Source organism: Cupriavidus sp. 09_S30, assembly GCF_056930435.1.
The window spans coordinates 4,215,573-4,239,993 of the sequence record NZ_JBXOWI010000001.1; the positions used below are offsets into that span (position 1 = coordinate 4,215,573).

Below are 24,421 nucleotides of genomic sequence, written 5' to 3' on the forward strand. Positions count from 1 at the left end.
ATGCGTCGTTATTGGTAGAGGGCGCGTTCCAGATCCTGGAGCGCGGCCTGGTATTTCGCTTTGCCGCCGAAGGCGGTGATGATCTCGACGGGCGAGCCGAATTCATTGAGCGGCGCGAGCTTGAGCACCTCGATCTGCTCGATATTGGTGATGCCGGCATCCGCATACTTGTCGAGCAGCGCCTGCAGCACGCGCCTGGCGGTCTCGCCGTACTGGCCGAAGACGTTGCGTTTCCTGACGCGCTCGGCGCGCTCGCGTCGCGTCAGCGGCGGCTGATTGAAGGCGATATGGCAGATCAGGTCGAAAGGGTCAAGCTCCTTGCCGGCCATCTCAGCCAGCTCCTCGAACAGCACCCCCTGTTTTTCCAGTTCGGCTAGGATTGCCGCCTTGCGCTCGGCCGCATTCCAGGCCTGCAGGAAGCCTTCCAGCGACGCGTAGCGCTTGTTGAGCTGGATCCGGGTGAAGTCGCGCAGCGACTCGGTGATCAGCTTGCCGTCGGGCCCTAGGTACTGGACCTGCTCGTGCGCAACGCGCACCGGCACGTGATCCAGTACGTAGCGGGTACGGCCGGGCCCGGTCGGTTCGCACGGATCGTCGAAGCTGCCAGGCTTCCCGTCCTTGCCGTCCGGGTCATCGCCACCGGCACCAGGGCCTTGCGGGACATCGTCCGGCGGCAGCACCGGCCCCCCCGGCTCAGGGTTATACACCACGACCGGATCCCCATCGAAGGCCGGGTCCGCGAACAGGGCCGTGGCCCGCTTGAAGTCGAGGATCGTGAACCAGAGCTTGCCGTGCTCCTCGTCGATGCGCGTGCCACGGCCGATGATCTGCTTGAACTCGGTCATCGACTTGATGGTGCGGTCGAGCACCACCAGCTTGCAGGTCTTGGCGTCGACCCCCGTGGTCAGCAGCTTCGATGTGGTCGCGATCACCGGGTAGGGCTTGCGTGGGTTGATAAAGTTGTCGAGCTCGAGCTTGCCCTCGTCGTTGTCCCCAGTGATCTGCATCACATACTTCGAATTGGCGCTAACTAAATCAGAATTGGCATTGGCTAGCGCCTCGCGCATGCGCTCGGCGTGATCGATGTCCTCGCAGAACACGATGGTCTTGGCCATGCGATCGGTCGCGCGCAGGAATTCGGTGATGCGCGCCGCCACGGCCACGTCGCGCTGGGTCAGCACCAGCGTGCGGTTCATGTCGGACTGGTTGTAGATGCGGTCCTCGACGACCTGGCCGTGGCGGTCGATGGTGCCCACCGGCGGGCGCCAACCCAGGTCCTTGTCCAGATCGACGCGAATTACCTTATAGGGGGCGAGGAAACCATCGTCGATGCCCTGGCGCAGCGAGTAGGTGTAGACCGGCTCGCCGAAATAGGTGATGTTGGACACCTCCTCGGTTTCCTTCGGTGTCGCGGTCAGGCCGAGGTGGATCGCCGAGCTGAAGTAGTCGAGGATCTCGCGCCAGGCCGAGTCCTCGGCCGCGCTGCCGCGGTGACACTCGTCGATCACGATCAGGTCGAAGAATTCCGGGCTGAACTGGCGGTAGATATTTTGAATTTCTTCTGTCCCGGTGACGGCCTGGTAGAGCGACAGGTAGATCTCGTAAGACTTATCAATCGTCCGCTTCGTGATCTTGGTCATCGCCTTATCAAAGGGGGCGAAATCCTTGTTCTTGGCCTGATCAGCCAGGATGTTGCGGTCGGCGAGGAACAGGATGCGCTTGGCGACTTTCGCCTTGCGCAGGCGCCAGATGATCTGGAACGCGGTGAAGGTCTTGCCGGTGCCGGTGGCCATGACCAGCAGGATGCGCTTCTGACCCTTGAGCACCGCTTCGATGGTCCGATTGACGGCGTTTGCCTGGTAATAGCGCACGGGCTGCCCGGGATGGTAGTCCTGGGCGAAAACCGGCACGGCGTCCGGCGCGATGTCTTTCCATGCCAGGTAGCGCTGCCACAGCACGCTCGGGGGCGGAAAGTCCGCCAGCGTGATCTCGCGCTCGACGACGCCATCGGGCGCGGTCTTGTCGTGCCAGACGAAGCCATCGCCGTTGCTCGAGAACGCGAACGGCACGTCCAGCATCTCGGCATAACGCAGCGCCTGCTGCATGCCGGCACGCACGCTGTGGTGGTTGTCCTTGGCCTCGACCACCGCCAGCGGAATACCGGGCTTGAAGGACAGGACATAGTCGGCACGGGAAATGGTTTCCTCGTCGCGCTTCGCTTTCTTACCGCGCACGATGATCCGGCCATGGGTGAGGGACACTTCTTCACGCAGTTGCGTGTGCAGGTCCCATCCGGCTTCGACGATGGCCGGCGAGATGAATTTGGTGCAGATGTCCCGTTCGGAAAGCGATTTCTTGTTCATGTTCTGTCCTTCGCGTTATGCGCCAATGCCGCTTCAGTCGAGCGGCCACAGTTCGAGGGTCACCCGCGCCTGCTGTTTGCGCAACCCATCGATCTCCTGTTGCAGCTCTGCCTCTTTGTTTAATGCCGCTCCGGCCTTTCTCTGCTCTGTCAAACTCGGTTGCAGTACCTGCAGGGCTCTCAGCTCCGACAGGTTGATCATCTGCATCGTGGCACCGCCCGACACAATGCCCTGCAGCAGCGCCTGCCCGAGAGGCGAGCGCAGTTGCAGGAACAGGGCGCGCGGATCGGTGCCAGCCGCCGGGTCGACGCGCAGCACCATTGCCGACTGCCCGGCGACCCAGCCGCCTTCGCCCGGTGGCGGGACCTCGGGCGGCACGATCCCTACCTTGCCCACCCCGCCCTTGACGATCAGGACGATGTCGTGCGGCAGCAGGAACTGCTTTTCATTGCATTGCTGCGCAATCTCGCGCGGCAGGCTGACCGCTCGGCTGGCGTCCTGAATGTAGCCGTAGGCCGGCAGGTCGGCTGGTCCCACCTCCCAGGCCGACGCGGCGTCATCGCTGTCCAGGGACTTGATCGCCAGCGGCCGAAGCGTCGTCACCAGGTCGCCTAGCCTGACCATTTCGGCGTGGGCGAGTTTTTCCCGCAGCCGCTGCTGTGGGGGGGGCACGACGTAACGACTGACCTGAAGCTGGGCATCGTTGAACAGAATTTCCTTAACCGATACCACTATGACATCCGGGTCTGCAGCTTCCGTCAGAATCAGGTCGCCGAGCATGGAGGTATTGGTCAGCCTGGAACGCGCCTTCGACAGGGGCTCCACAAATCGCTCATTGTCGGCGTTGACGAAGCGCACTGTGCGATGGCCTCCACGCGGATCGAGCACCAGCAGCGCGATGGCAACCTGTGGACCGCTCAGAATGCCGCTGGGCAGGGCGACCACGGCCTGCACCATGCCGCGTCGCAGCAGATCGATGCGCAGCGCCGCCTCGCCTCGGCCGAACATGAAGCTGGGTGTCAGCGCGACCGCCACGCGTCGGCGAGTTTGAGCTAACAGGTGGCGAATCGACAGGATCGTCCCGGAAGTTGTCTTCTCCGGAAAGCGGCCGAACCAGTCCTGCTCGGCGACCTCGCGCTCATAGCGTTGGTTCAAGGGGGGGAAGGCGATGGCAACATCAAATTGGCGTGGTTTCCCCCCCTCAATGGCTTGGGGAAAACGAATCGGGTCCCCGATTTCGACGGTCAAAGGCCCGTCGGCCAGCAGTCCGATCTGCAATGTTACCCGCCATGGAAGGGGCGATTCCAAATAAACGGCGGCCCCTTGGCGCGTTCCTCTTACGCTCAGTTGCGCGCCGGTGTCCCAAGGCGTATAGAGCGTGTCCCCGGCCTGCAACTGGCCAAGGGTCAGCATCAGATCCGCCAGTTCAGGTGGATAGAACAGTTCGCCATCCCCCCTGCTGCCTGCCAGTCCAGTGACGACATCTGCGATGTCCAGGTGTTGCAGTACCCCGGTGTCGCGCAACTGCAGCACGAGATTCACGAGGTCCTGTAAGCCGGCTACCCTCAAGCGAGAGCCTTCCTTATCGTCGGGAAAGGCTCGCCGCAGGTCCCCATTTTGACTACTGAGCTGCTGCCAGCGCTCGACATAGTCCTGCGGCCTTTCACTCCTTGTAAGACACAGCGGCGGCGGCAGCTTGCCATCGCTCGACCACTTCTCCCAAACGAGAACCTGCAGCACCAATTCGAGTGCAATGGCGTTGTCTAATTGACCGCGTAAGGACTCAACCAGCCCCCAAACAATGTCTTTCATCCACTGAGTTCCCTTTAGTGGCGGCGTTCGCAGTTGTACGCCGTGACTAGTTCCTCGCCTGCTGCAACGACCGTTACCCCGCCTTTGTCCAGGATCTTCTTCAGAACCCGCTCCGTCTGCTGCATGGCTTCCAACAGACGGCGAGCCTCCCTGTGTCCTAAAACGTACTTGTCCTGATCCGCCACGCCGTGCGCGAGCACCAGATCCACCATGTCTTGGGTGATGCCGCGTTGGGACATGCGTTGCTTGATGTGATTAGTGTGTCGCATCCAGCGCTCCTCTTGGTGGAGCTAATCATATGATGTAATTTCTAAAACAACAAACGTAATTTAATTACAAAAACGAGAATTGAAGCCCAAGTTGATGCGTTCTGACGGAGCCAGTCCAGCTCCTGGGGTGGGCGAGTGCCTCGTAAGGCACTAAGATTGGGCGACGGCTTGCGCCAAGACCCGGACGCACCAGACATTCATAGAGACGCCCTCGTTGATGGCGTTGATGGCTGCGGCATTGAGAAGAATTTTCAACGTCTTGTCCATGCGTAGCGTTAGCGTGGTGCTCGGATCTCCGGCTTCCGGGACGTCGATGTAGCCTTCTATCTTGTGGTTGCAGTGCTCCTCCATCCATTTCATGGCCTGTTCCTGGTTCATGGGGAAGAGATGGCCAGCCGCGGCATTCCACTTCCGGGGGCAACCAGCCAGAGTCCACAAGGCCCGATGTTTGGCGTAAGTCGGAATGCGGAAACGGTTGAATGCCCCGCGTGTTGCGCGCTTCACGGCATGCAGTGGGCATTGCCGTGAAATCTTCCGATTTCGGTGGCGCGTCGAAATGGCGGGAATGTCGCGGTAGCGCTGTAAGCCAACACAGAAGCCACACCAGGTGGCCTCTATGATCTGATTGAAGTATTTGGGCCGCTAAGTGGCGCGCATTTCAATTCAGCGGTCAGCTCAGTGATGGCGTTGTGGGGCGAGCTACCGGGCGCGGCGCGGGTCCCCAACATCACGGTCCAGTTGGCGGGGCGGGGCCCATGATGCGACGCCACTTCAGCGATCGAACGACCGCTTACTGAGTGGAGCTGCCATGTGAATGTCTCGATGACGCATGGGACGAGGGCCCCTTCACGGCCGAACTCCGCCGTCAGCTCACCGCTCGATGGCCGAGGGCGGTCACCGGCGGCTGGCGACCCTAAGCGGGCATTCAAACTGCCACTGGCTAAGACCGTTCTCTTTAGGTCAGCGGATAGCGGCTGGCCTCATCGACTTCGTCAGCGACCTGAGCCGCACGGAATGTGCGATCACTGCGACGGGAATGGCAACAGTCGCATCCATTGCGGGGATGCCGCAGTCTGTTCAGTAGCCGTGATAGGTACCTAGGCCGTCCGCAGCCTCGTAGACTCTTCGCTGCCGCTCACGATCGGCAGCGGTTACCTTTTTTACTGCGCTGTGTTTCTCCGAAGGCGGTGAACTCTTGACAGCGGGTGCACCAAAGGCCTCTTTAACCGCTTGCTCTAGCGCGCCGATTCTCGGCACGCCTTGCGCAATGAGTTCGTCTCTCCTGACCCGGATCTGCCTGGTGGTCGTCACTTGATAGAGGGGCGAGTTTGGGTCGATTTGCGGGTATTGCCGCTCCAGCCGCGACACCGCCGCGTTGTAGTAGTCAATTGAGGAATCTGTACCTGGCGGCGTTGGCGTTGGCGTTGGCGTTGGCGTTGGCGTTGGCGTTGGCGCACTGTAACTCGCTGAGCTTACTGCAGGCGGCGGGTCCCGATGCGCCATGAGATCCTTGATGACCCCTTGCTCGACGAGCATCAGAAGCATGATCACCGCGAAGAGGGCCCATTTGCCGATCCTTACAAGGCCGCTCCCTAGCTTTCGCCCAGTTGCCGTCGCGCTAGCCACGACAACCTCCGCTCCATCCGTCGCAAATGCCGCGAGGTCCTGGAGGTGCCGGCCTGGCTGCCCGTCAGATTGCTTGCCGGCTTTCAGCCATTTGACGATAGATAGACCCAACTTCGTCCCGAGTGCGAGCCCAAGCAAGTCCGCGAAAACGAATATGGGATTTCCCATGGCGAACGCGATGAGGGCGCCTACAGCGGCTCCGATCATTACGCCGGTCCTGGACTTGCCCCAGATTGCGCCAAGGATGGGAGGAATTGCGTGAAGCGCTCCGATTGCTAGTACTACTAGGCTCATAATTTCACCCCTTTCCATTATCGTGGGTCTAACCGGCGAGCGATCTGCGACACATTATCATTCTGAATAATGAAATCAGGCGCTATCGCCCTCCGTAAGAAGGGCTTGACGTGCGCGGCAGAGGGGGGGCTGGGTGACAGGGCTAGATCTGAAGAGCTCGCAGGGCGCCAGACCGAGCCGCTCAGGAGATCTCTACAAGATGGCTAGCTTCCCTTATCTGCTGAAGTACCCGGCAAATGGGGGGACATTGGTTACCCGGAGCTGCCACTATGGACGGACCGTGTGGAAGTTCGTTTCGTGCAGGCGACAGTGGAGGCCCCCCACTTCGGCAAGATAGACGGATCTTTGCCAAGTGAACTACCATCCCGGTCTATGAGTAGCGCATTCGTCAACCCCGCCATGCTTACGTGGTCCCGCTCGCGAGCGGGGTTGAGTGAACACGACGTCGCAGATCGGATCGCAGTCAAGATTGCGCGAGTTGAAGAATGGGAGTCGGGCGACAGCCTACCGACGTTCAAGCAGGCACAGAAGTGGGCGTCCATTGCCCATATTCCTTTCGGATTTCTATTCCTCAAGCAGCCGCCGGCTGAAGAATTACCTCTGCCCGATCTGCGAACGATTGGCAATCTCGCACCAGAGCAACCGAGCATAGAACTTGTTGACACGGTCAAAGACGTGCTCTGGAAGCAAAGCTGGTACATCGATTACCTCAACGAACACGAATCTCCGCCGCTTCCATTTGTCGGCAGGTTCACCATTCGGAGCTCGATCAAAGACGTCGTTGCTGACATGCGGAATACGCTAAAAGTTGGCGTAGGAGAGCCGCGGCCAAACCAGGACGAGTTTTTCCGTGGAATCATTAAGGCTGCAGAGACGGTAGGCATACTCGTTATGCGCAGCGGTATCGTTGGTTCGAACACCCATCGAAGGCTGGACGTCGGTGAGTTCCGAGGCTTTGCTGTCAGCAACCCCTTAGCCCCTATCATCTTCGTGAACGTTGCGGACGCGCCGACTGCGAGACTGTTCACACTAGTCCACGAGTTGACTCATCTTTGGATAAATAGCAGCGGTATTTCTAGCTTATCGGTCAACACCTCGCGCCGTGAGGAGGTGTTCTGCAATGCGGTCGCCGGCGAGTTTCTGGTACCTGAAGTGGCATTCCGTAAAAAGTGGGATGCCTCTGTAGATTGGTTGCAGAACCTTTTACCGCTAGCCGATGCGTTCAAGGTCAGTAAGCTTGTCATAGCGCGGCGTGCCACTGATTTGGGCTTCGTATCGAAGGATGCCTACAGTGCGTACTACCTCGCCGAGCTTGAGGCGTATCGAGGGAAGGAAAAGAGTGGTGGCGACTACTATCGAAACGCCGGAGCTCGCAATAGTGCGAGATTCAGCCGAGCCGTAATTGCTGAAGCTATGCGAGGCAACATGCTTCTACGCGACGCAGCCAAGTTGCTCGGCATCCAACCGTCCAAACTCAAGACTTACGGCGCGAGCGTAACTGAATGAACTACCTGCTCGACTCGAATACCCTGATTGAGGCGAAGAACCGCTACTACAACATGAAGTTCTGTCCAGGCTTCTGGGACTGGATCGCGAGTCAAAATCTAGTGTTGGAGGTCGCGAGCATCTCGCTGGTGGGGGAGGAGCTTAAAAAGGGCAACGATGAGCTTGCGACATGGGCGAAAGACAATGCCGACTTGTTTATCGAAGTTGACGACGATGCCACCCAGCGCGCCTTCGCCGAGATTGCAGAGCTCGTCGCACAAAAGGCGCCTGCCATGAAAGTCGGCGCCTTTGATGACTTCATGGGAGGAGCAGATCCTTGGTTGATTGCAAAAGCAATGGCGACGGATGCGGTTGTTGTGACGCATGAAAGCTTCAACGCAGACATCAAGAAGAAATTTCTCATTCCGAACATCTGCAAGGATTTCGGCGTCACCTGGATCAACACCTTCGAGCTCATGCAAAAACTTGGAGCCGAGCTTGTGCTCGCTCAACGAGCCTGATGAAACACGCCGGTGCAATGCCAAAATGCACGGCCCCGAGTGACGAAAAAAGCCCCCTTTAACACGTTCAAGGGGGCTTTATTTCGGGCGCCGGCTAAGTGAGTCAGTAGGCGTAAATTCTTGGTGGCCAATGAGGGAATCGAGCCCCCGCCTCTCCGACGAAAGGGCGCTTTCTAAAAACAGCCCTTTCGTCGGAAGGCCGCGGGATTTCTCCCGCGACCTCGGAGTGCACTGCCGCTATGCAAACTGGCCAATGCTCATAAGGCTCTCACCACTTGAGCGCATGAAGCGTATCATTTATCTCCGCGGGCGCATAGAGAACCCGACGCCGGCTTGGCGACTCCCCGCGGGCGAGCACTTCGTGGTGAGCACGACAGTAGGCGTCCAGACGGGCCGTGGCTCGGTGCACAGTTTCCCGACGCTTGCGATTTCGCGAGGCCTGCACAATTGCTCGAGCCTTTTCCGAAAAACGGCGACGGATGTATTTTGGATCTACGCCCGCGATCTGGGCCACTTCCGTTAGGGTGAGTTCTTGGCTTTCGACATCTTCAATCTTGTTTTGGACGTCGGTCCAGTTCACCTTGCCGCTCCTGCGACGAGGGGCATGAAGCTTGAGGGTCTCTCTCGCCAACTGGGGTCTGTAACGCGGGACGATGTCGACGTTCAAAAGAACATCCGATATCAGGCAATCAAAGGCTTGCGCCATTCGGACTATGGCGGGAAAGGAAGGAACGACACGCCCGTGGATCCACCCATGCATGTTGTTCTTCGTCGACCCAAGCATTGTGGCCAGCTTTGAGTAATACCCATCTGCGACCTTTCTGGTCATCTGACGGAGGAAATCTTTGACGCCTTCCCCGTCTGCTTGGGCCGACTTCACCCAGCGTGCGTTGTCGAGGAATTCTGCGACTCGGCGCGCGGCGTCGATCTCACTCAGTTCCGCCTCGCAAGTGGGAGTATTGCTCAGATCGTACCGCGCACTTTGGGCAGATGCCAGGAGAATGCAATCCATAGGGCTTCGCCGGCTCTCCGTTATTTCTGCAATGTGGGCATTCTTCGGCAAGACGTACCCCATGGATCGAACACGCGCGTACGACGTCAAGGCTCCAGACGAGTCGGTTATACATCGGCCCGTCTCGCTGCACGTCCGCCTTGTAGCAGTGCGGGCAAAATCTCTGCGCTTGAGCAAGCAGCTTCGACTCAGGCAACAGGTGAGCGACTGGTAAAGGGGAATCGTGTCCTCCCTCAGGCCGTCGCAACGCCACCTCAAGGCACTCCGGAAGCTCATTCCTGCGTTCGAGGTCGCGTTCCTGACTCGCCCGTTACTCACATTTAATTAGTTCAGCAATCTCCATTGCGATCTCTTCGACCGTATGCGTCGCAGTACTTCGAGCAAGCTTGTCAGCGAGGGACGGGCTGTACTCGATCACCTCTTGCTTGCTGAGCTTGTGCCAGATCGGAAGCAAAACCTGCTCGCCGGTTACCGACCTAGTCACAATCCCATCAAGCTCATGGTTCGTCCACCCCTTTTTAAGGAAAGATGGGGAAAGCACAACAAGACCGATGCGGCTGTTTGCCAGCCCTTCGTCAATCTTCCGTCGCAGACTATCTCCGATCCGAAGTGTGAATTCGTCATACCAGACCCGCAGGCCTTGTGACTGCAATGCTTCGGCAAGCGGCCTGGCTACCTCACTCTTGTCTTCCGATGCGTGCGAGATAAACACATCGAATCGCTCGGAAGACCGCTCGTAGCTCGGAGGAGCTTCAGGGCGAAGGAGGCTAGGGACACTTGAAAGCGGATCCTCACGGATAGCGGGTAACGGGCTTGGAAGAACCCTGATGCTGTGCCGGACTGAACCGCTAAGCCCTTGTAGATCCACGGTTACGTACCAATGTCCCGACCGGGGGACCTGCAAGCGAACAGGCGATTGCCGAGCCAAGCCACCATAATACTGATGGCGGCCCCCCCGCTTGTAGCTACTGAAATTCGAGCCGTCCAACAGCCGGACGTTGGCAGCGTTCCCCGACAGAGTCACTTCGACGATCTGCCCGGATTGAAGCTGTCCCAAGTCGTAGTAAGAGAACTTTCCCGACACTAAACTCCCCCAAGCTTTATACGCGAAGCGGGCTTCTACCCGTGTGGAGTGTACGAAAACCAAACTATCAAATAGCCGATAATAAACCAATACATCACTCGCGCGTGGCTACTTACCCCGTCTGGGGGGTGTGGAAGCGGTCAATAGGAACGATCCTACGCCAAATACGTACGCTGGTCTTCGTTTCGATGTCGATAGTGTTATAATTTGCGGTTTAATAACCAAGGCTAGTCGCGAACTTGAGCTGACGGCAACAGTGTTAGATCGCCTTTCGTCAAGGCATTCCAAGGGTCGATAATATAGATATGGCAGCCAATAAGAAGAATATTGCAGCGTCTGTTGCACGTGCAAAAAAATCTGTTCCACGGAAAAGTCTTGCTGCAAAAGGGCGTAGCGCCGCCGTTAAGAAGGCTAGGGCTCAGCAATCCCCTAAAGAGCCTGCACAGCAGGTCGCGCGTTTGACGCTCGACTCCATTGACTTCAACTCCCCACCGTTTCGGAAGCTCGGTAATATCAAGATTAATATCGCCGACCGAATCACATTGATTGCAGGGCGGAACGGCGTAGGAAAATCGACCGTACTCGCACTGATTGCTAGCGCATCAGGTCTCAGTCGGACTAAATTCAAGACATATCTCGGAATCGAGCCGCGAGTCAACTCGGAAGAAATCCTTCGGCTATCGTACGATCGCGAATATAAGCGCACCGAAGCAGAGCGACCCTATGTGCTCCTCAACTACAAGGTTGGGAGTAATGTTTTTACAAAAAAAGGAAATGTTTCGGGCAATTCAACGCGCTTGCGCGTTGTTCCTCGAAATGAACCCAAGCAGCCTATTATCGTCGATGGGCTTCAGATTGGTGAGGCCGGCAAGGTTCCCTTGCCAACAATTTATCTTGGCATGACTCGCGTTATTCCGACTGGGGAAACTGAAGCCAGTTCCTTGGACGCAAAGAAGATGCGGATGCATGTGGATGATCTCAAGATTTACAATGAGATTGTCGAAGCCGTTATCCATCCAGGCCCGCTAAACGAGGATGGAACCGTTACCGCCCAGAGTATCAGGGGAACTCGGAAGAGTGCGCTGTATTCAAACTACGCGGATTATGATTCCGCCACAGTTTCGCTCGGCCAAGATTCGCTGAGTGCGATAGCGACGGCATTTGCTTCTTTCGGCAAACTTAAGCGGGAGTTGGGTAATGGATATCGCGGCGGCATTTTGGTAATCGATGAGCTAGATGCAGGCTTCCATCCACGTGCGCAGCAGGATCTGTTGGACCAAATAAAGGGCAAAGCGCGTAGTCTCAAGGTTCAGGTGATCGCGACGACGCATTCCCTGACGATGCTCGAGTACGCCCATCGTGAGATTCACAACACAAAGTTGCTGGGAGCGCCCCTCGATCAGATTGTGTATTTGAAAGGCGGAAATCCGATCCAGCTCCTTGATGTAAAGAGCTTTGAGGCGGTGCATGCGGATATGCACATGACCCTCTTGGCGCCGCGGACAACGCCTAAGGCGGGTTCCGTGAAGGTCTACGTGGAAGATAAAGAAGCGGCTTTGTTCCTGGAGGCGATCTTGTCGGAGCAAAGGAGGGATCAAGTACTGTCCTCAACCGGATTTAACTTGGACGTAGTTCCCGTTCATGTTGGGTGCGCAAATCTTGTGGGTCTTTTGAATGCGGATGATTACTTTAAATCCGTCGTGATTGCCGTTGACGCGGACGCCAGCGCAGGCAACGCCCCTAATGTCGTGAAATTGCCACCTGATCCCCAGAATAGCAAGAAGCAGTCTCCAGAAGTCATTCTGCGCGAAATGTGTGCAGCTATTGTGGCATCGGCTACGGCATACCCGGCGACGAAAGAATTAATTCGTAGTGTTGGTGCGGATGAAGATTACATTCAAAAGCACATTCTTGATCGTCGAAAGCATGAGTCTGACGGAAAACCAATCGAGGCAGACCGCGAGGTGGCAAAATCCTGGTTCACGACTCGGCTGGAGGAAATTAACAACATGAAGCTAGTTGAAGGTTGGGTCCTTGATAACGCGGTCGGTGTTGAATCATTTATGCAGGATTTGATCCTCGCTGTTAGGAATGCAACCGTCGATCCGTCCGAGTTGGCCAAGCAGTCTGGAAAGAACTCAACTGGGCAAAAGACAACCAAGAAATCGGAATCCGCGAGCGTTGCTGTCTCTCAAGCCTAATAATGTATTCCAATCGCCTTTACACTCCACTCCGCTATCCCGGCGGGAAAGCTCGGTTCGCCCAGTTTATCGGCGCCGTGATGCAGCATAATGGGCTTACGGGCGGGCATTACCTCGAGCCCTATGCCGGGGGTGCCGGCGTGGCTTTGGACCTGCTATTTCATGATGTTGCTGGGCATGTTCATATAAATGATTCGGATTCGGCCCTGTTCGCATTTTGGATATCCGCGACACAACACTCAGCCGAGTTGATCGAGCTTGTTCGGGAAACGCCCGTTAATATGGAGCAGTGGCACCATTGGCGACGGGTTCTGCGGGGGGAGGTGGTCGCAAGTCAAGTGGAAAGAGGCTTCGCTACTCTGTTCCTGAACCGTACCAATAGATCTGGGATCCTCAAGGCAGGCGTCATCGGAGGGAAGGATCAAGCTGGTCCCTATCGTTTGGATGCGCGGTATAAGAAGGAACAATTGATTGGGCGCCTAAACAAGATTGCAGCTTATGCGGACAGAATTTCGGTTCACAATGAGGACGCATTTTCCTTGCTCGGTTGCGCTGAGAAGATTCTTCCTGAAAGGTCGTTTATTTATCTTGATCCTCCCTACTACGTAAAGGGGCAAGATCTATATAGAAACTTCTACGAGCACGAGGATCACGCCCGAATTGCAAAATTGCTTTGTGATTCGAGATTCCCTTACCCCTGGGTGGTCTCCTACGATGGGGTCGATGAAATTCGAGGAATGTATGGGTTGGTGCGCTCGCGTGACTACAGTCTGCACTACACGGCACAGTCGCGGTATGTCGGCTCCGAGGTTATGTTTTTTAGTCCGAATCTCGACCTCGGAGAAGATTTCGAGTTGGACGCCCCGAAATTCGCGGCCTAGCAGCGCCATGCGGGTGAGCTATCAGGTCCGTCACGCAATAGGGAAGTCCGTTTTCCTCACCTAGCGAGGGGGATCGGTCATGGCGACTGCCCTTTGCGTTCTCTGGCACGCTTTCCGGATTTGCGTCAATCGAACCGCCGGCCTTGAGCGAGGGGAGTAATCCACACGATGATGGTAGCCATCTGACCAGATCGGCACTGGAGCTTCGCAGAGACGATGGTCGCGCGCGGGCTCATGCGTATTAAGCTTCGATGGTAATCTTGATGCTGTCCGGCGCCACCCCGAAAGTTGCAGCTAGCCGGCGTTTGGCGTCCGCGATGGTTAGCGGGCCTTCTTCCCGAGCGGCCGGCGGCGCGACGACTACCGGCATATCGATTGTCGACTTGGAGCCCTCTGGTTCCCTAGGCTCGATGTCGGCCAGAGGGATCTTCGCGATTGGTGGGTGAACCAGGCCAATGCCACAGCCGACATGACTCGGCGGGTCTTCAGCCTCGGGCTGGTAGATACCAACCCAGACGCCGCGGCCAGCGGGAATCGAATGTCCTGCCTTCAGGCGTGCGGCATGGGCACGATCAAAACGCGATCGAACCTCATCGCCGTCGAAGATATGGAAGTTGGCATATCGGGGCTCGCTGGGATCGTCGACAGACACGGCCACCACGGCGTCAACGTCAGAGAGCGTTCCCCACCGCTCGTCTGCCGCATCGCGCGGAAAAGCGATCCAGGTGTCCTGGGTGGTCCGAATACTCACCAGCTTACTTTCCTTGGCTCGCGTGATACGCCGCACGCTACCTTTGCCGGAGCCGGGCACTGGTGCCACCTCCCAACCTTCTTTGCGCAAAAACCCCCTCAAGATCGAGGGGGTTCGCGATTGACCTTACGCCGGGTCGAGCATGTCGGGCGGCAGCGGCGTGCAGTCATCCAGCGTGGTCTGGGCATCCAACACAATGTCCCTCGCCTCGTTGAAAGCCTGCGTGGTGACCTTTTCGCCATCGAGCAGCCTAGCCGCGCGCTTGAGCGCCAAGGGCAGTTCCTTCGTGCGTACCATCTCTTCACCGTACGGCAGATCGTCCAAGGACAGGCGGCGGTCTTCGTTCTGGCTCTCGACCTCCGCGTCAATCTGACCTGCGCAAGCGCGGTAGTTCAACACTGCCGCGCTAGTGGCAGCCACCGCGTCCTCCAACAGTTCAGCCTCCTCGATGGTCGGCGCAACCTCAATCGCGTCCGGGACTACAATAATGCTCATTGCATCACTCCACTCTATGGCTTCGGCTTCTCGTACTCAAGGCGAGAACGCCATATACCGTTGATTGATAAAGGAAAAGGCCGAGTCCTGGGACCTCCTGATGTGCGCCCGAAACTCGACAGGGCAAATGTATGAGGTGGGCTGTTCTCAGGCCACCGGAAAGGACGAGAGGCGATGAACGACGTGCCAGACCAGCGCTATGCGATGACTCCAACCTACGAGAAGTTGTTCGAGGAATTGGCGATCGGATTCGGGCTGGCGACGTCCCCGCCCGAAAGACTCTCCCAGGCTCGCTCCTGGACGGGTAAGCAGAGACGCTACGCGACAAAAATTCCGCATCAGCAAATTCGCGGCCTGGCCGACGAGCTTGCGCCGCTTCTTGGTGGAAACGACCCTTCCGCTGCGGATACGGTCCGCCACTGGCTTCAGCAATACGAAGCGCTCCTGTCGCATCTCCGAGCAATCCCACTTTTGACGCGGCGCGGGCATGCCGACGGAGTGGTCCTGTTCCTGCACCTCTGGGTTTTTCCGCAGGCGGCCGTGGTGCTTCGACGCGCCCGGGTATTTGGCAAGACGTCACCTTTGTTTTATATCCCCGACTTGTTGCCGCCCCTTGATGGCTCGCCCTACGATGTCGTGGCTGCAGTGAAGGAGGTTGTGAGGGCGCAAATTGCCTCAGAAGAAGTCGGTACAGCAGCGTCGGAATTCAGAAATCGGTTGGGCAAGCTTGATACCCGCTCGGATAAGAAGCGAGCGACCATTGATTCGGAGATCGAGGCGCTAAGAGCATCCCTGACACCGCGTCTTAGCGAAGACGCTATCGACGCAGTGATCTCCCAAGTGCGCGCGGCATACATCGCTGGCATGGCAATGAAGCGACTCATGGCTCGTACGTCCGATCTCGTACCCGGCGACCCTGTTACGCACTGGCGCGAATTACACCGTCGCTATGAACAGTTGGCCGACCTTGATCCGGAGGGATCGCTTGAAAGCTACCCGGAGGTTGCTCAAATTACGGGCGGTCACCTTCACCTGTTTGAGGAGCTGATGGCGTCTCTTGATCTGGATGCTTTGGAGCGAGACGGCACCTCTCCGTTCAATCTGCTCCGCCTGGCGTTTTGGCGGCGCCTCGACAATGTCGCGGCGTCGGGGTGTCGCCCTCTGCTCGACCTGCATTCGCTATTAGGTGCCAGATCCATAGACGCCGCCGTGTTCGACCGCGCGCTGACAGTCTTCCAAAATCACCCAAACCATTCAGTCCTGGAACCCTATGGTGACCTCACTTTGGGGCGGTACTTGCTTGCCAAATCCGATCTCGAGGGCGCCGCGGCCCAATTCCGGCGGGTCTTAAATCATGGGGAGACCCGGCAACTCGGTAACGTAGGCGCCGCTGCCGCTCGCTTCGCGATTGCGCTGGCCGTCATGTGCAAAAAAAAGCTCAACCACGGGAGCCTGGACCCATTGGTCATCCACTTTGCGCAAGGAATGAAGCTGGCGAATAACTGGTCAATCCAGCACCCGACAGTATTTGCGACCTTCTCCGAGACGCCCAACCTGGCTTCGTCCGACGAAATGGTGATGCAGGCCATCTGCCTGTTCAATAACGACTACATTGCAATGCTTCCGGGGCATGCGAGGCCATACTGCAACCCGCTCGAGCGCCTGGATCAAGCGATCGGCGAGTACTTCCGCCTTCGCGACGGGGTAGTGTCCGCGGGCGGGGACACCACTAATACGCCCGGTCTCGATCCCAAGCGGCTCCGCGAGCCGCTTGACTCCGCCATTGAGCAGGCTATCGACCGCGCATTCCCGCCGAGCGGCCGTAAGGGCAGCTACCTTCGCTTCGCTACCATTCCGCCTTACGACGCATTACGCGACCTGTCGTACTACCATCCGCGGCTATTTGGCAACAACACGGAGGGCGATAAGCTATTCATGGCGCTCAACCCGAATCTCCTCCGTTTCCAGACGTTGGCCGTGAGCGAACAGAAAGCAATACTTCGGCACCTTGATGAAACCGCATACGCGGAGGATGTCGCCAAGTATGCCGCCCGGCCGCGACAGACCAGTTGAGGCCCGAAGACAACGCGCAACTTGACCCCAATTACAAGAGCAACAGACCAGAGCACGCCGCATCGGCGTGCTCTGGGACTTGTTGCCTGCAGGGGATCACGATGCCCCCGCTAGTACCCTGATCGCACCAAAAGAATGAGGTAAGTGGGAAGTCGGATATACACAAGGTCGGCGTCGATATTGGCGCCACCCTGGCTGCACTTCAACGAATTAGCTGTCCCGGGGCAGACGAGATCTTGAGAGGTTGAGATCACTGGCCGCGCTACAGCGGAACTTCTCGTCCAGGATACCCAACCTTGATAAGGCGTTGGCGCCTGCGCGGGAGGTGATCCAGGCCCTCAGTAACTCGACGGCTCATCTGCGGGAAATTGGAGCTGTGTTTGAGAGCCAGCGCGTATGGCAAGTTTCTAGTTCGCTGCGTGCGCTGCTGCCGTCGGCCAAATCTGCTTCGGCGAACTTTCACTACCATGGAGTGGTGTCGCGGCTTGCGAAGCTAGACATCGAGGCTTTGCGTGCCCGGGACGAACGGGCCGTCCTCATCGCTGCGCGGCACAATTGGTTCTTCGTGCCCGATGCACCAATATCCTTTGCCGCCGATGTAGAGGAATGTGGGGATGATCCCGGCAAGTTGGACTCGTTGTTTGGCGATCTTGTGCGAGGCTTGCTTCCGACGATTAGGGCGAATCTGGAAGCAGCATTTCCTCACCGGGCGCCAATGCTGCGAGAGGTCTTTGCCCTTCACGAAGAGGGCCGCTATCTGGCAGCGGTGCCCTTGGCGATCATGTCGACGGAGGGCATTGCGTATGAGGTGAGCGAGACGTCGGTCTTTAATACCAAACAGAACCGACCAGCGATTGCGAAGTGGCTCGGCGACCAGGTGGTGGCGGACTATGCGAAGGCCTTTGTCGCATCGCTTAGCGTTCAGCATCCAATTAGCAAGCCGACCAACTCAGCAGCGCCAAACCACCTGAGCCGGCACCGCGTGCTACATGGGCACGACGTTGCCTACGGGAAGGAGCTTTATTCCCTACAGGCGATATCTCTGCTTGGACTGGTGGGGTGGGCATTTTGGCCCAACGGCTTCTTTGATTGACGAGGAGGGGGAGGAGGGCGCGATCTCCTGAGGCGCCTGCAAGAATATGCGGTGGCCACGGCCCCTCTCCCGATATTCGGGTGGACGGCGCTCTTGAAAACTTCATATGATTCAAAGGCTTACTCGTCCGATTCAGATAGGGACATTTAAACCGTAAAGAATGGGAACCTCGGACATTTAAACCGACAAAACGAAGCCACGAAAGCGCCTTATTGGTCATATTGATGGCGGGCACGGACAGCATCCGGATCCGAAACACGCCACTAATTGCTTAACGCCACATCCCCCACCGCATTGCACACCGACCGTAGCTGAATTGCAGCCAGCTTCGGCGCGCGCACGTCTGCCGGCGGCGTCTGCACCCAGGTCAGCGGTGTCACCGATTGCGCCAGGGGGGCGGCGCACATGCTGCCGTCTCCGATGGCCGGGTTTTCCCGCAAGAACAATGAGCCCGGTGGCAAAGTCCAATGAACGCGGCGGAGACATTCGGCCACATGTGTCCGCCGCGGCCTATGAAGAAGACCCCCGCCTATCCCTATCAGCCGGTCCCGGAGCGCGGCACCCTGTGGTGCTTTCTCCTCGCGCTCCTGATGCATCTGTTGTTCGGCGCCTTTCTTTACTACGGCGTGCATTGGCAGAGCAAACCACCAGTCGGTGTCCAGGCCGAACTGTGGGACGCGATCCCCGAGACCACGACCGCGCCGCCGGAAACCGCGGTGCCGCCGCAGCCGGCCGTGAAGCAGAAGGAGGAGGAGGCCGATATCTCGCTGCAGCAGAAGCGCCGCCAGGAGATCGCTGCCGAGCGTGAGCAGGCGCGCAAGCAGGCCGCCCTGAACACGCGCCACGCCCGCGAGGAAGCCGAGCGCCAGGACGCTGCCCGCAAGGAAGCGCAGGCAGAAGCCAAGGCTGCCGCCGACGCATCGCGCCGCGGCGAACTGGCGCGCCTGGAGGCCATGGCCGGCCGCTCGGCTGGCGGCAGCAGCAGCGGCGGAGGCAGCGGAGGCGGCACGGCCTCATCGGGCTATCCAGATCGATTGCGCAGCCGCGTCAAGCCGAACATCATCTTCTCCGAAGAGGTCGCCGGTAACCCCGCGGCGGTGGTTTTGGTGCAACTGGCCCCGGACGGCACGCTGCTGTCGGCCCGGCTGGTCAAGTCGAGTGGCAACTCGGACTGGGATAGCGCCGTGCTGCGCGCTCTGGAAAGATCCAATCCGCTGCCACGCGACGAGAACGGCATAGCGCCAGCCAGGGTCACCATCACCTTCAAGCCGAAGGACTAAGCCACCACCGCATCGCCATGGGCTCACGGTTTCGCATCCTGGCAGATTGCGTCAAGCGTACCAACGACCGCACTGCCGTCCTGTCAGCGAATGTGGGCGGCACCTTGCCGGAGCGGGTCCGGCCGAGGCCACTGCGGCACTGCAAGCTGCGTGCCGCCCCGCAATCGGCTACAGTGGGCCTGCGGCGTGACGCTCTCGTGGCGCGGGCCATCCGGCGGGAATCCGGCGCGTGCAGTTCCCATCCCAACATCATCCCAACAAAAATCAGGAGACGATGCATGGCGAAGCGAACGTTATCGGTTCTGGTGTCCGGCTATACCTTCCTCGAGGGCCTGAGGTGGCACGAGGGCAGGCTGTGGGCATCCGATTTCTACACGGGCAAGGTGATCGCCGCCGGTCTCGACGGCGCCGTCACCGAAATGGCGCAGGTGCCGCAGCAGCCCTCCGGCCTCGGCTGGCTGCCCGACGGGCGCCTGCTGATCTCGTCGATGCGCGACCGCAAGGTGCTGCGCTGCGATCCCGACGGCACCGTGGCCGTGCACGCCGACCTGAGCGCGCTGACCGGCGGCCATATCAACGACATGGTGGTCGATGCCACGGGCCGTGCCTATGTCGGCAATTTCGGCTTCGACCTGATGGCCGGCGCGCCCTTCCGGCCGACCGGCCTGGTCTGCGTCGAGCCCGACGGCGCGGCGCGCGTGGTGGCCGACGGCCTGTGGTTTCCCAACGGTTCCTTCATCACGCCCGACGGCCGCGAGTTGATCGTCAACGAGACCTTCGGCAATCGCATCTCGGTGTTCGACATCCCGGCAGGAGGCGATCTGGGCCCACGGCGCGACTGGGCGAGCTTCGGTCCCATGCCCGACAGCGATGACGTCGGCACGCTGATGGCCGCTGCCTCGATCGCGCCGGATGGCGGTGCGCTCGACGCCGAGGGCGCGGTCTGGGTGGCCGATGCGCTCGGCAAGCGCATCGTGCGCGTGCAGCAGGGCGGCAGGATCCTGGAACAGATCGACACCGGCGAGCAGGGCATCTTCGCCGCCGCGCTGGGCGGGCCGAAGGGCACCACGCTGTTCATGGCGGCGGCGCCGGGCTTCGCCGAGCACGAGCGGCGCACATCGCGTCTGGGCCAGATCCTGATGACCGAGGTGGATGTGCCGCACGCGGGGCTGCCCTGAGCCGCCTGGCCCTGGCCCGGCTACGCCAGCCCCATCTTGCGGGAAGCCGGGCGGCTACTTCTGCGGCGGCAGCAAGCTCAAGGGGCGATCGTCGTAGTTGGCGGGCACCCAATCGTAGCTCGAGATCATGGCGCCGCTGGACATGGACGCGGTCTCCCCGTCCATGATCTGGCACGAGCGCACGCACGACGACCCTGCGCACACCTGGTTGCGCCGGCAGATCATGGAAGTGGCGCAGGAAGCCGGATGATTCCGGTGGGTCTCACAGGGCGGGGTCCGCCGTGCTGCCGCCTTGCGCGCCGCCGCGCAGACGCTGCATGATGCGGCCCAGGGCGCGCCACTGCTGCGCCCACAGGCCGGCGCCGTAGTCGCGCCCGCTGCCCAGCGGTGCCGGCAGCTGGTCGCGGATGCCGGTCGGTTCCGCGCCGCTTGCCCACGAGGCCGTGCCGAACAGCATGTCCCACCAGGGGAACAGCACGCCGAAGTTGCAGCCGTAGCGCGAACCCTCATGACCGTAGCCGATGGCATGGTGGCGGCGGTGGAACGCGGGGCTGACCACCAGGCGTTCCAGCAGCCGGCCGAAGGGCAGGTGAGCATTGACGTGCTGCACGCTCTGCATGAAGTTGCCCACAGCCACCAGCACGACGAACTGCGTCGGCTGCACGCCGATAAACAGCGAGATCAACGCAAAGAAGGCCGCCTGCAGCAGCTCGTCGAGGAAGTGGTTGCGGTCGTCCGCCCACAGCGACATCTGCTGCTGGCTGTGATGGACCGCATGCAGCTCCCACCACAGGCCGAAGCGGTGCTGCCAGCGGTGGTACCAGTAGCCGGCGAAATCGAGCGCCACCAGGTAGACCAGGAAGGACGCCACCGGCTGCTCGCCCGCGTCCGGCAGAAGACGGTCGAGTTCGAAGGCCGTCACGCCGTGCATCACCATCAGGTTCTGCCAGTGATCGAAGAGCGGCCGCAGCAGGAAGAAGAAGGCGAGGTTGATCACGCCCAGCTTGCCGATCCAGGTGTAGGCCACGTCGGCGCGCACGGCCTTGCGGTCCGGCCAGCGTTCGAGCGGCCGCAGTGCCTCGAGGGGGCGCAGCAGGGCGTACATCACGGCGATCTGCAGCACGCCGATGATGACCCAGTACAGTGCCTCGTAGGCGTCCTCGTCGTAGCCCATCAGGCCGAAGCGGTAGCACAGCGGCTGCACGAGGTCGACGTACAGCAGCGTCTGCAGCGCCGCCACGGCGTTGTCGAGTTGAGCGAGCAGTTGGTGCAGCATGGCTTGCCTGGTCAAGTGCGCTGGCGGGAAGCGGATCCCGCGCCGCGCGCCGCCGCTGGAGAACGCCACCGCGTGGTATTTCCGATGTCAATAACGCGCGAACAATCGCCGCCGATGACGCACGGCCGGCATGTGCCCTGTCTTGTCCCTGAGGTAGCATTGCGGTCGATTGGAGCCGGCGCCGGCGCGACTCGTGTCGCCGGGGTGCGGCATCCGGAGGATGGAGCAGATGCTGGGCAAATCGAAACGGGCGGAGCAGGCAGAGCAGCTTGCGCAGATGGAGCAAGCGGACCAGGCAGGAAAACCGGAGTCCGGCGACGCGGCGGACGGCCTCGCCGCCCGGCAGGCTGCGACGCGGATCAGCACGCTGGTGAGCGTGGCCGTCAACACGGTGCTGAGCATCGTGCAGATCGTGGCGGGCCTGCTGTCCGGATCCAGCGGCCTGGTGGCGGACGGCCTGCACACGCTGTCCGACCTGGTGGCCGACTTCGTCGTGCTGTTCGCCGGCCACCACGGCGGCAAGGCGCCCGACGCCGAGCACCACTATGGACACCAGCGTTTCGAGAATGCCGCCTCGCTCGTGCTCGGCCTGCTGTTGCTGGTGGTCGGCGCGGGCATGCTGTGGTCGGCAGCGCACAAGCTGCAGCATCCGGAGGACATCCAGCACGTCAAGCCGATCGCGCTGTGGGTAGCGCTGGCCGCGCTGGTGGCCAAGGAATCGCTGTTCCGCTACATGCTGGCCGTCGCCCAGCGCGTGCGCTCCAGCATGCTGGTAGCCAACGCCTGGCATGCGCGCTCCGATGCCGCCTCCTCCCTGGTGGTGGCTTTCGGCATCGTCGGCAACCTGCTCGGCTACCACCTGCTGGATCCGGTCGCGGCCATCGTGGTGGGCCTGATGGTGGCGCGCATGGGCTGGAGCTTCGGCTGGGACGCGCTGAGCGACCTGACCGACCGCGCGGCCGACGCCGAGACGGTGGAGGTGCTGCGCGCAGTGATCGCGGCCACGCCCGGTGTGCAAGGGGTGCACGACCTGAAGACGCGCAAGATGGGCGACATGATCCTGGTCGACGTGCACCTGGAGGTGGACGGCAGCCTGACCGTGGCGCAAGGGCATGCGATCGCAACCGAGGCCAGCGATCGCGCGATGGCGCGCGCCGATGTGCTCAATGTGATGACCCACGTCGATCCGGTCAGTGTGGCGCGCTGAGCGGCACTTCCTGGGCACGCCTTGCTAAGATGCGCGCATGCACGGCGAGACCACCATCCCCCACCACGAGTACGAGATCACGGCGATCCGCGCGCAGGGCGCGGGCGGCCAGAACATCAACAAGGTCTCCAATGCCGTGCACCTGCGCTTCGACATCCGCGCCTCCTCGCTTGCCCTCGACCACCAGGAACGGCTGATGCAGCTGCACGACCACCGCATCACGCGCGATGGCGTGGTGGTCATCAAGGCGCAACAGCATCGCAGCCTGGAGGCCAATCGCGAGGAGGCGGTGCGCCGGCTGCACGAGCTGGTGCGAAGCGTGGCGCAGCCGCCGCGCACGCGCCGGCCGACCCGCCCCACCTATGGCTCCCGCGTGCGCCGGCTGGAAGGCAAGAGCCAGCGCAGCCAGCTCAAGGCACAGCGCGGCAAGGTCGTGGAATAACGGGAATAACGGGAACAACGGAGATAGCGGGAGTCGCGCGACAGGTGCGCCGGCACGCACGCTGAAGCGGCCCGCTGCGCCCATGCTCAGTTACCCGCCACGCGGCGCGCGAATGCCGCGGCCTGGTCCAGCGCGCGGCGCGCCTCTGGCAGGAAGGGATGGTAGATCTGCCACACATGGGGCACGCCGTGCCACAGGTGCAGTTCGGCCTGGCCGCCGGCCGCCTGCACGCGCGCCACGAGGCGGCGCGAGTCATCCAGCAGCACTTCCTTGTCGCTGGCCTGCACGTAGAGCGGGGGCAGGGCGGCGAGGTCCGCGTCGGCCGCATACAGCGGCGACACCAGCGGCTCGGTGGCCGGCGTCTGCGCCAGGTACAGGCGCGCCACCAGGCCGATCGCGTCGCCGTGGAACATGACGTCGTGGCGGTCGTTGCTGCGCAGGGTCTCGCCGGTGGCCGCCAGGTCGGTCCAGGGCGAGAACAGCAGCGCGCCGGCCGGCAGCGGCAGGCCGCGCGCATGCAGCGCGAGCAGGGTGGCCAGCGCCAGGCCGCCGCCGGCGGAATCCCCCGCGATCACGATGTGCGCAGGGGCCAGGCCGCGTGCCAGCAGGGCCGTGTAGGCCGCCAGCGCATCGTCGAGCGCCGCCGGGTAAGGGTGCTCCGGCGCCAGCCGGTAGTCCAGCGAGAACACCGGCATGCCGCTTTTCTGTGCCAGTGCCAGGGTCAGGGGCCGGTGCGTCTGTGGCGTGCAGAAGTAGTAGCCGCCGCCATGGAGATAGAACAGCGTGGGCTCGTCGGCGCGGGCGGCGGCGTCGGTGCGGCGTGTCCATTCGCCCGGCAGCGCCGCCTCGGTGCTCGCATCAATGCGCCAGCCGGCCGGCACGGGCGCATTGCGGCCGAAGCCGGACATCGCCTCGCGCATGGCCTCCACATCGATCTCCCGGGGCATCGGGCCGCGCTTCAGGCGCCGCTTCAGTCCAAAGGACAGCAACAGGTTCTGCAGGCTCATCGGGGGGCTCCTCTTGATGGTCTGACTTGCCTTGCTCTCGATTGTGCCGCCTGTTTCGGCCGGTCGCTGGC

23 protein-coding genes, 1 tRNA gene and 2 pseudogenes are annotated in these 24,421 nt (G+C 60.5%); 12 read left to right on the plus strand and 14 right to left on the minus strand.

Features of this window, described 5'->3' with window-relative positions:
• Window positions 1-8 precede the first annotated feature (8 nt).
• The 4 genes from hsdR to AC1Z3O_RS19595 form a co-directional block, all read right to left on the minus strand.
• A complete protein-coding gene (hsdR, locus tag AC1Z3O_RS19580; RefSeq protein ID WP_483517357.1) occupies window positions 9-2,363 on the minus strand; it encodes an EcoAI/FtnUII family type I restriction enzme subunit R in 2,355 nt (784 codons plus the stop codon).
• Between the two features lie 33 nt (window positions 2,364-2,396).
• On the minus strand, window positions 2,397-4,175 hold the full coding sequence (locus tag AC1Z3O_RS19585) for an N-6 DNA methylase (protein ID WP_483517358.1): 1,779 nt from the start codon (window positions 4,173-4,175) through the stop codon (window positions 2,397-2,399).
• 14 nt (window positions 4,176-4,189) lie between these two features.
• Window positions 4,190-4,444 carry a DUF4258 domain-containing protein gene (locus tag AC1Z3O_RS19590; protein WP_483517359.1) on the minus strand — a complete coding sequence of 85 codons (255 nt, stop codon included), beginning with the start codon at window positions 4,442-4,444 and terminating at the stop codon, window positions 4,190-4,192.
• Between the two features lie 150 nt (window positions 4,445-4,594).
• Window positions 4,595-4,822, minus strand: a complete 228-nt coding sequence (locus tag AC1Z3O_RS19595; protein ID WP_483517360.1) for a hypothetical protein — start codon at window positions 4,820-4,822, stop codon at window positions 4,595-4,597.
• Between the two features lie 171 nt (window positions 4,823-4,993).
• Here AC1Z3O_RS19595 and AC1Z3O_RS19600 point away from each other — a divergent pair.
• Window positions 4,994-5,191 (plus strand): annotated as a pseudogene (locus tag AC1Z3O_RS19600) (aquaporin family protein); the annotation flags it as partial.
• Between the two features lie 330 nt (window positions 5,192-5,521).
• On the opposite strand, the gene AC1Z3O_RS19605 reads toward AC1Z3O_RS19600, so the two are convergent.
• Window positions 5,522-6,364 (minus strand): hypothetical protein, encoded by an 843-nt coding sequence (locus AC1Z3O_RS19605; protein ID WP_483517361.1) that lies wholly within the window; start codon window positions 6,362-6,364, stop codon window positions 5,522-5,524.
• A gap of 429 nt (window positions 6,365-6,793) precedes the next feature.
• Between AC1Z3O_RS19605 and AC1Z3O_RS19610 the strand changes: the two genes are divergently transcribed.
• Both AC1Z3O_RS19610 and AC1Z3O_RS19615 read left to right on the plus strand, forming a co-directional pair.
• Window positions 6,794-7,870 carry an ImmA/IrrE family metallo-endopeptidase gene (locus AC1Z3O_RS19610; protein ID WP_483517362.1) on the plus strand — a complete coding sequence of 359 codons (1,077 nt, stop codon included), beginning with the start codon at window positions 6,794-6,796 and terminating at the stop codon, window positions 7,868-7,870.
• A complete protein-coding gene (locus tag AC1Z3O_RS19615; protein WP_483517363.1) occupies window positions 7,867-8,370 on the plus strand; it encodes a DUF4411 family protein in 504 nt (167 codons plus the stop codon). Before AC1Z3O_RS19610 ends, AC1Z3O_RS19615 begins: the two co-directional genes overlap by 4 nt.
• 121 nt (window positions 8,371-8,491) lie before the next feature.
• Here AC1Z3O_RS19615 and AC1Z3O_RS19620 read toward each other — a convergent pair.
• From AC1Z3O_RS19620 to AC1Z3O_RS19640, 5 genes and pseudogenes are all read right to left on the minus strand, one after another.
• A tRNA-OTHER gene (locus tag AC1Z3O_RS19620) sits at window positions 8,492-8,622 on the minus strand.
• A gap of 16 nt (window positions 8,623-8,638) precedes the next feature.
• Complete coding sequence (locus tag AC1Z3O_RS19625; protein ID WP_483517673.1) at window positions 8,639-9,382, minus strand: hypothetical protein; 744 nt, start codon at window positions 9,380-9,382, stop codon at window positions 8,639-8,641.
• Complete coding sequence (locus AC1Z3O_RS19630; RefSeq protein WP_483517364.1) at window positions 9,300-9,635, minus strand: TniQ family protein; 336 nt, start codon at window positions 9,633-9,635, stop codon at window positions 9,300-9,302. The genes AC1Z3O_RS19625 and AC1Z3O_RS19630 overlap by 83 nt, the downstream gene beginning before the upstream one ends.
• A gap of 57 nt (window positions 9,636-9,692) precedes the next feature.
• Window positions 9,693-10,094 carry a toll/interleukin-1 receptor domain-containing protein gene (locus AC1Z3O_RS19635; protein WP_483517666.1) on the minus strand — a complete coding sequence of 134 codons (402 nt, stop codon included), beginning with the start codon at window positions 10,092-10,094 and terminating at the stop codon, window positions 9,693-9,695.
• A 111-nt stretch (window positions 10,095-10,205) separates the two neighbouring features.
• A pseudogene (locus AC1Z3O_RS19640) lies at window positions 10,206-10,466 on the minus strand (DUF1883 domain-containing protein); the annotation flags it as partial.
• Window positions 10,467-10,771: 305 nt separating this feature from the next.
• Between AC1Z3O_RS19640 and AC1Z3O_RS19645 the strand changes: the two are divergent.
• Together AC1Z3O_RS19645 and AC1Z3O_RS19650 are read left to right on the plus strand one after the other, a co-directional pair.
• Window positions 10,772-12,667 carry an AAA family ATPase gene (locus AC1Z3O_RS19645; protein WP_483517365.1) on the plus strand — a complete coding sequence of 632 codons (1,896 nt, stop codon included), beginning with the start codon at window positions 10,772-10,774 and terminating at the stop codon, window positions 12,665-12,667.
• Between the two features lie 2 nt (window positions 12,668-12,669).
• Complete coding sequence (locus tag AC1Z3O_RS19650; protein ID WP_483517366.1) at window positions 12,670-13,548, plus strand: DNA adenine methylase; 879 nt, start codon at window positions 12,670-12,672, stop codon at window positions 13,546-13,548.
• A 241-nt stretch (window positions 13,549-13,789) separates the two neighbouring features.
• On the opposite strand, the gene AC1Z3O_RS19655 is transcribed toward AC1Z3O_RS19650, so the two are convergent.
• Both AC1Z3O_RS19655 and AC1Z3O_RS19660 read right to left on the minus strand, forming a co-directional pair.
• Window positions 13,790-14,299 carry a hypothetical protein gene (locus tag AC1Z3O_RS19655; protein WP_483517367.1) on the minus strand — a complete coding sequence of 170 codons (510 nt, stop codon included), beginning with the start codon at window positions 14,297-14,299 and terminating at the stop codon, window positions 13,790-13,792.
• Window positions 14,300-14,425: 126 nt separating this feature from the next.
• Window positions 14,426-14,794: a hypothetical protein gene (locus tag AC1Z3O_RS19660; protein WP_483517368.1), complete on the minus strand. Its 369-nt coding sequence runs from the start codon at window positions 14,792-14,794 to the stop codon at window positions 14,426-14,428.
• A 174-nt stretch (window positions 14,795-14,968) separates the two neighbouring features.
• Between AC1Z3O_RS19660 and AC1Z3O_RS19665 the strand changes: the two genes are divergently transcribed.
• From AC1Z3O_RS19665 to AC1Z3O_RS19685, 5 genes are all read left to right on the plus strand, one after another.
• Window positions 14,969-16,867: a hypothetical protein gene (locus AC1Z3O_RS19665; RefSeq protein WP_483517369.1), complete on the plus strand. Its 1,899-nt coding sequence runs from the start codon at window positions 14,969-14,971 to the stop codon at window positions 16,865-16,867.
• A gap of 376 nt (window positions 16,868-17,243) precedes the next feature.
• Complete coding sequence (locus AC1Z3O_RS19670; RefSeq protein ID WP_483517370.1) at window positions 17,244-17,960, plus strand: hypothetical protein; 717 nt, start codon at window positions 17,244-17,246, stop codon at window positions 17,958-17,960.
• Window positions 17,961-18,427: 467 nt separating this feature from the next.
• A complete protein-coding gene (tolA, locus tag AC1Z3O_RS19675; RefSeq protein WP_483517371.1) occupies window positions 18,428-19,240 on the plus strand; it encodes a cell envelope integrity protein TolA in 813 nt (270 codons plus the stop codon).
• Between the two features lie 278 nt (window positions 19,241-19,518).
• Window positions 19,519-20,418, plus strand: coding sequence for an SMP-30/gluconolactonase/LRE family protein (locus tag AC1Z3O_RS19680; RefSeq protein WP_483517372.1), 900 nt, complete (start codon window positions 19,519-19,521; stop codon window positions 20,416-20,418).
• 127 nt (window positions 20,419-20,545) lie between these two features.
• Window positions 20,546-20,668, plus strand: a complete 123-nt coding sequence (locus AC1Z3O_RS19685; protein WP_483517373.1) for a hypothetical protein — start codon at window positions 20,546-20,548, stop codon at window positions 20,666-20,668.
• A 12-nt stretch (window positions 20,669-20,680) separates the two neighbouring features.
• Here the strand turns inward: AC1Z3O_RS19685 and AC1Z3O_RS19690 are convergent, their stop codons facing one another.
• Window positions 20,681-21,694 (minus strand): sterol desaturase family protein, encoded by a 1,014-nt coding sequence (locus AC1Z3O_RS19690; RefSeq protein ID WP_483517374.1) that lies wholly within the window; start codon window positions 21,692-21,694, stop codon window positions 20,681-20,683.
• Window positions 21,695-21,971: 277 nt separating this feature from the next.
• Here AC1Z3O_RS19690 and AC1Z3O_RS19695 point away from each other — a divergent pair, with 277 nt between their 5' ends.
• Entirely contained in the window at window positions 21,972-22,901 is a 930-nt protein-coding gene (locus AC1Z3O_RS19695) for a cation diffusion facilitator family transporter (protein WP_483517667.1), read from the plus strand.
• 37 nt (window positions 22,902-22,938) lie between these two features.
• Entirely contained in the window at window positions 22,939-23,343 is a 405-nt protein-coding gene (arfB, locus tag AC1Z3O_RS19700) for an alternative ribosome rescue aminoacyl-tRNA hydrolase ArfB (RefSeq protein ID WP_483517375.1), read from the plus strand.
• Window positions 23,344-23,429: 86 nt separating this feature from the next.
• On the opposite strand, the gene AC1Z3O_RS19705 is transcribed toward arfB, so the two are convergent.
• Window positions 23,430-24,350 (minus strand): alpha/beta hydrolase fold domain-containing protein, encoded by a 921-nt coding sequence (locus AC1Z3O_RS19705; protein WP_483517376.1) that lies wholly within the window; start codon window positions 24,348-24,350, stop codon window positions 23,430-23,432.
• Window positions 24,351-24,421: the final 71 nt, after the last annotated feature.

Bases quoted from the DNA above. Each gene is read 5' to 3' on its own strand.
- hsdR (WP_483517357.1), bottom strand. From the start codon at position 2,363: ATGAACAAGAAATCGCTTTCCGAACGGGACATCTGCACCAAATTCATC.
- AC1Z3O_RS19585 (WP_483517358.1), bottom strand. From the start codon at position 4,175: ATGAAAGACATTGTTTGGGGGCTGGTTGAGTCCTTACGCGGTCAATTA.
- AC1Z3O_RS19590 (WP_483517359.1), bottom strand. From the start codon at position 4,444: ATGCGACACACTAATCACATCAAGCAACGCATGTCCCAACGCGGCATC.
- AC1Z3O_RS19595 (WP_483517360.1), bottom strand. From the start codon at position 4,822: ATGAACCAGGAACAGGCCATGAAATGGATGGAGGAGCACTGCAACCAC.
- AC1Z3O_RS19605 (WP_483517361.1), bottom strand. From the start codon at position 6,364: ATGAGCCTAGTAGTACTAGCAATCGGAGCGCTTCACGCAATTCCTCCC.
- AC1Z3O_RS19615 (WP_483517363.1), top strand. From the start codon at position 7,867: ATGAACTACCTGCTCGACTCGAATACCCTGATTGAGGCGAAGAACCGC.
- AC1Z3O_RS19625 (WP_483517673.1), bottom strand. From the start codon at position 9,382: ATGGATTGCATTCTCCTGGCATCTGCCCAAAGTGCGCGGTACGATCTG.
- AC1Z3O_RS19645 (WP_483517365.1), top strand. From the start codon at position 10,772: ATGGCAGCCAATAAGAAGAATATTGCAGCGTCTGTTGCACGTGCAAAA.
- AC1Z3O_RS19650 (WP_483517366.1), top strand. From the start codon at position 12,670: ATGTATTCCAATCGCCTTTACACTCCACTCCGCTATCCCGGCGGGAAA.
- AC1Z3O_RS19660 (WP_483517368.1), bottom strand. From the start codon at position 14,794: ATGAGCATTATTGTAGTCCCGGACGCGATTGAGGTTGCGCCGACCATC.
- AC1Z3O_RS19665 (WP_483517369.1), top strand. From the start codon at position 14,969: ATGAACGACGTGCCAGACCAGCGCTATGCGATGACTCCAACCTACGAG.
- tolA (WP_483517371.1), top strand. From the start codon at position 18,428: ATGAACGCGGCGGAGACATTCGGCCACATGTGTCCGCCGCGGCCTATG.
- AC1Z3O_RS19680 (WP_483517372.1), top strand. From the start codon at position 19,519: ATGGCGAAGCGAACGTTATCGGTTCTGGTGTCCGGCTATACCTTCCTC.
- AC1Z3O_RS19685 (WP_483517373.1), top strand. From the start codon at position 20,546: ATGGCGCCGCTGGACATGGACGCGGTCTCCCCGTCCATGATCTGGCAC.
- AC1Z3O_RS19690 (WP_483517374.1), bottom strand. From the start codon at position 21,694: ATGCTGCACCAACTGCTCGCTCAACTCGACAACGCCGTGGCGGCGCTG.
- AC1Z3O_RS19695 (WP_483517667.1), top strand. From the start codon at position 21,972: ATGGAGCAAGCGGACCAGGCAGGAAAACCGGAGTCCGGCGACGCGGCG.
- arfB (WP_483517375.1), top strand. From the start codon at position 22,939: ATGCACGGCGAGACCACCATCCCCCACCACGAGTACGAGATCACGGCG.
- AC1Z3O_RS19705 (WP_483517376.1), bottom strand. From the start codon at position 24,350: ATGAGCCTGCAGAACCTGTTGCTGTCCTTTGGACTGAAGCGGCGCCTG.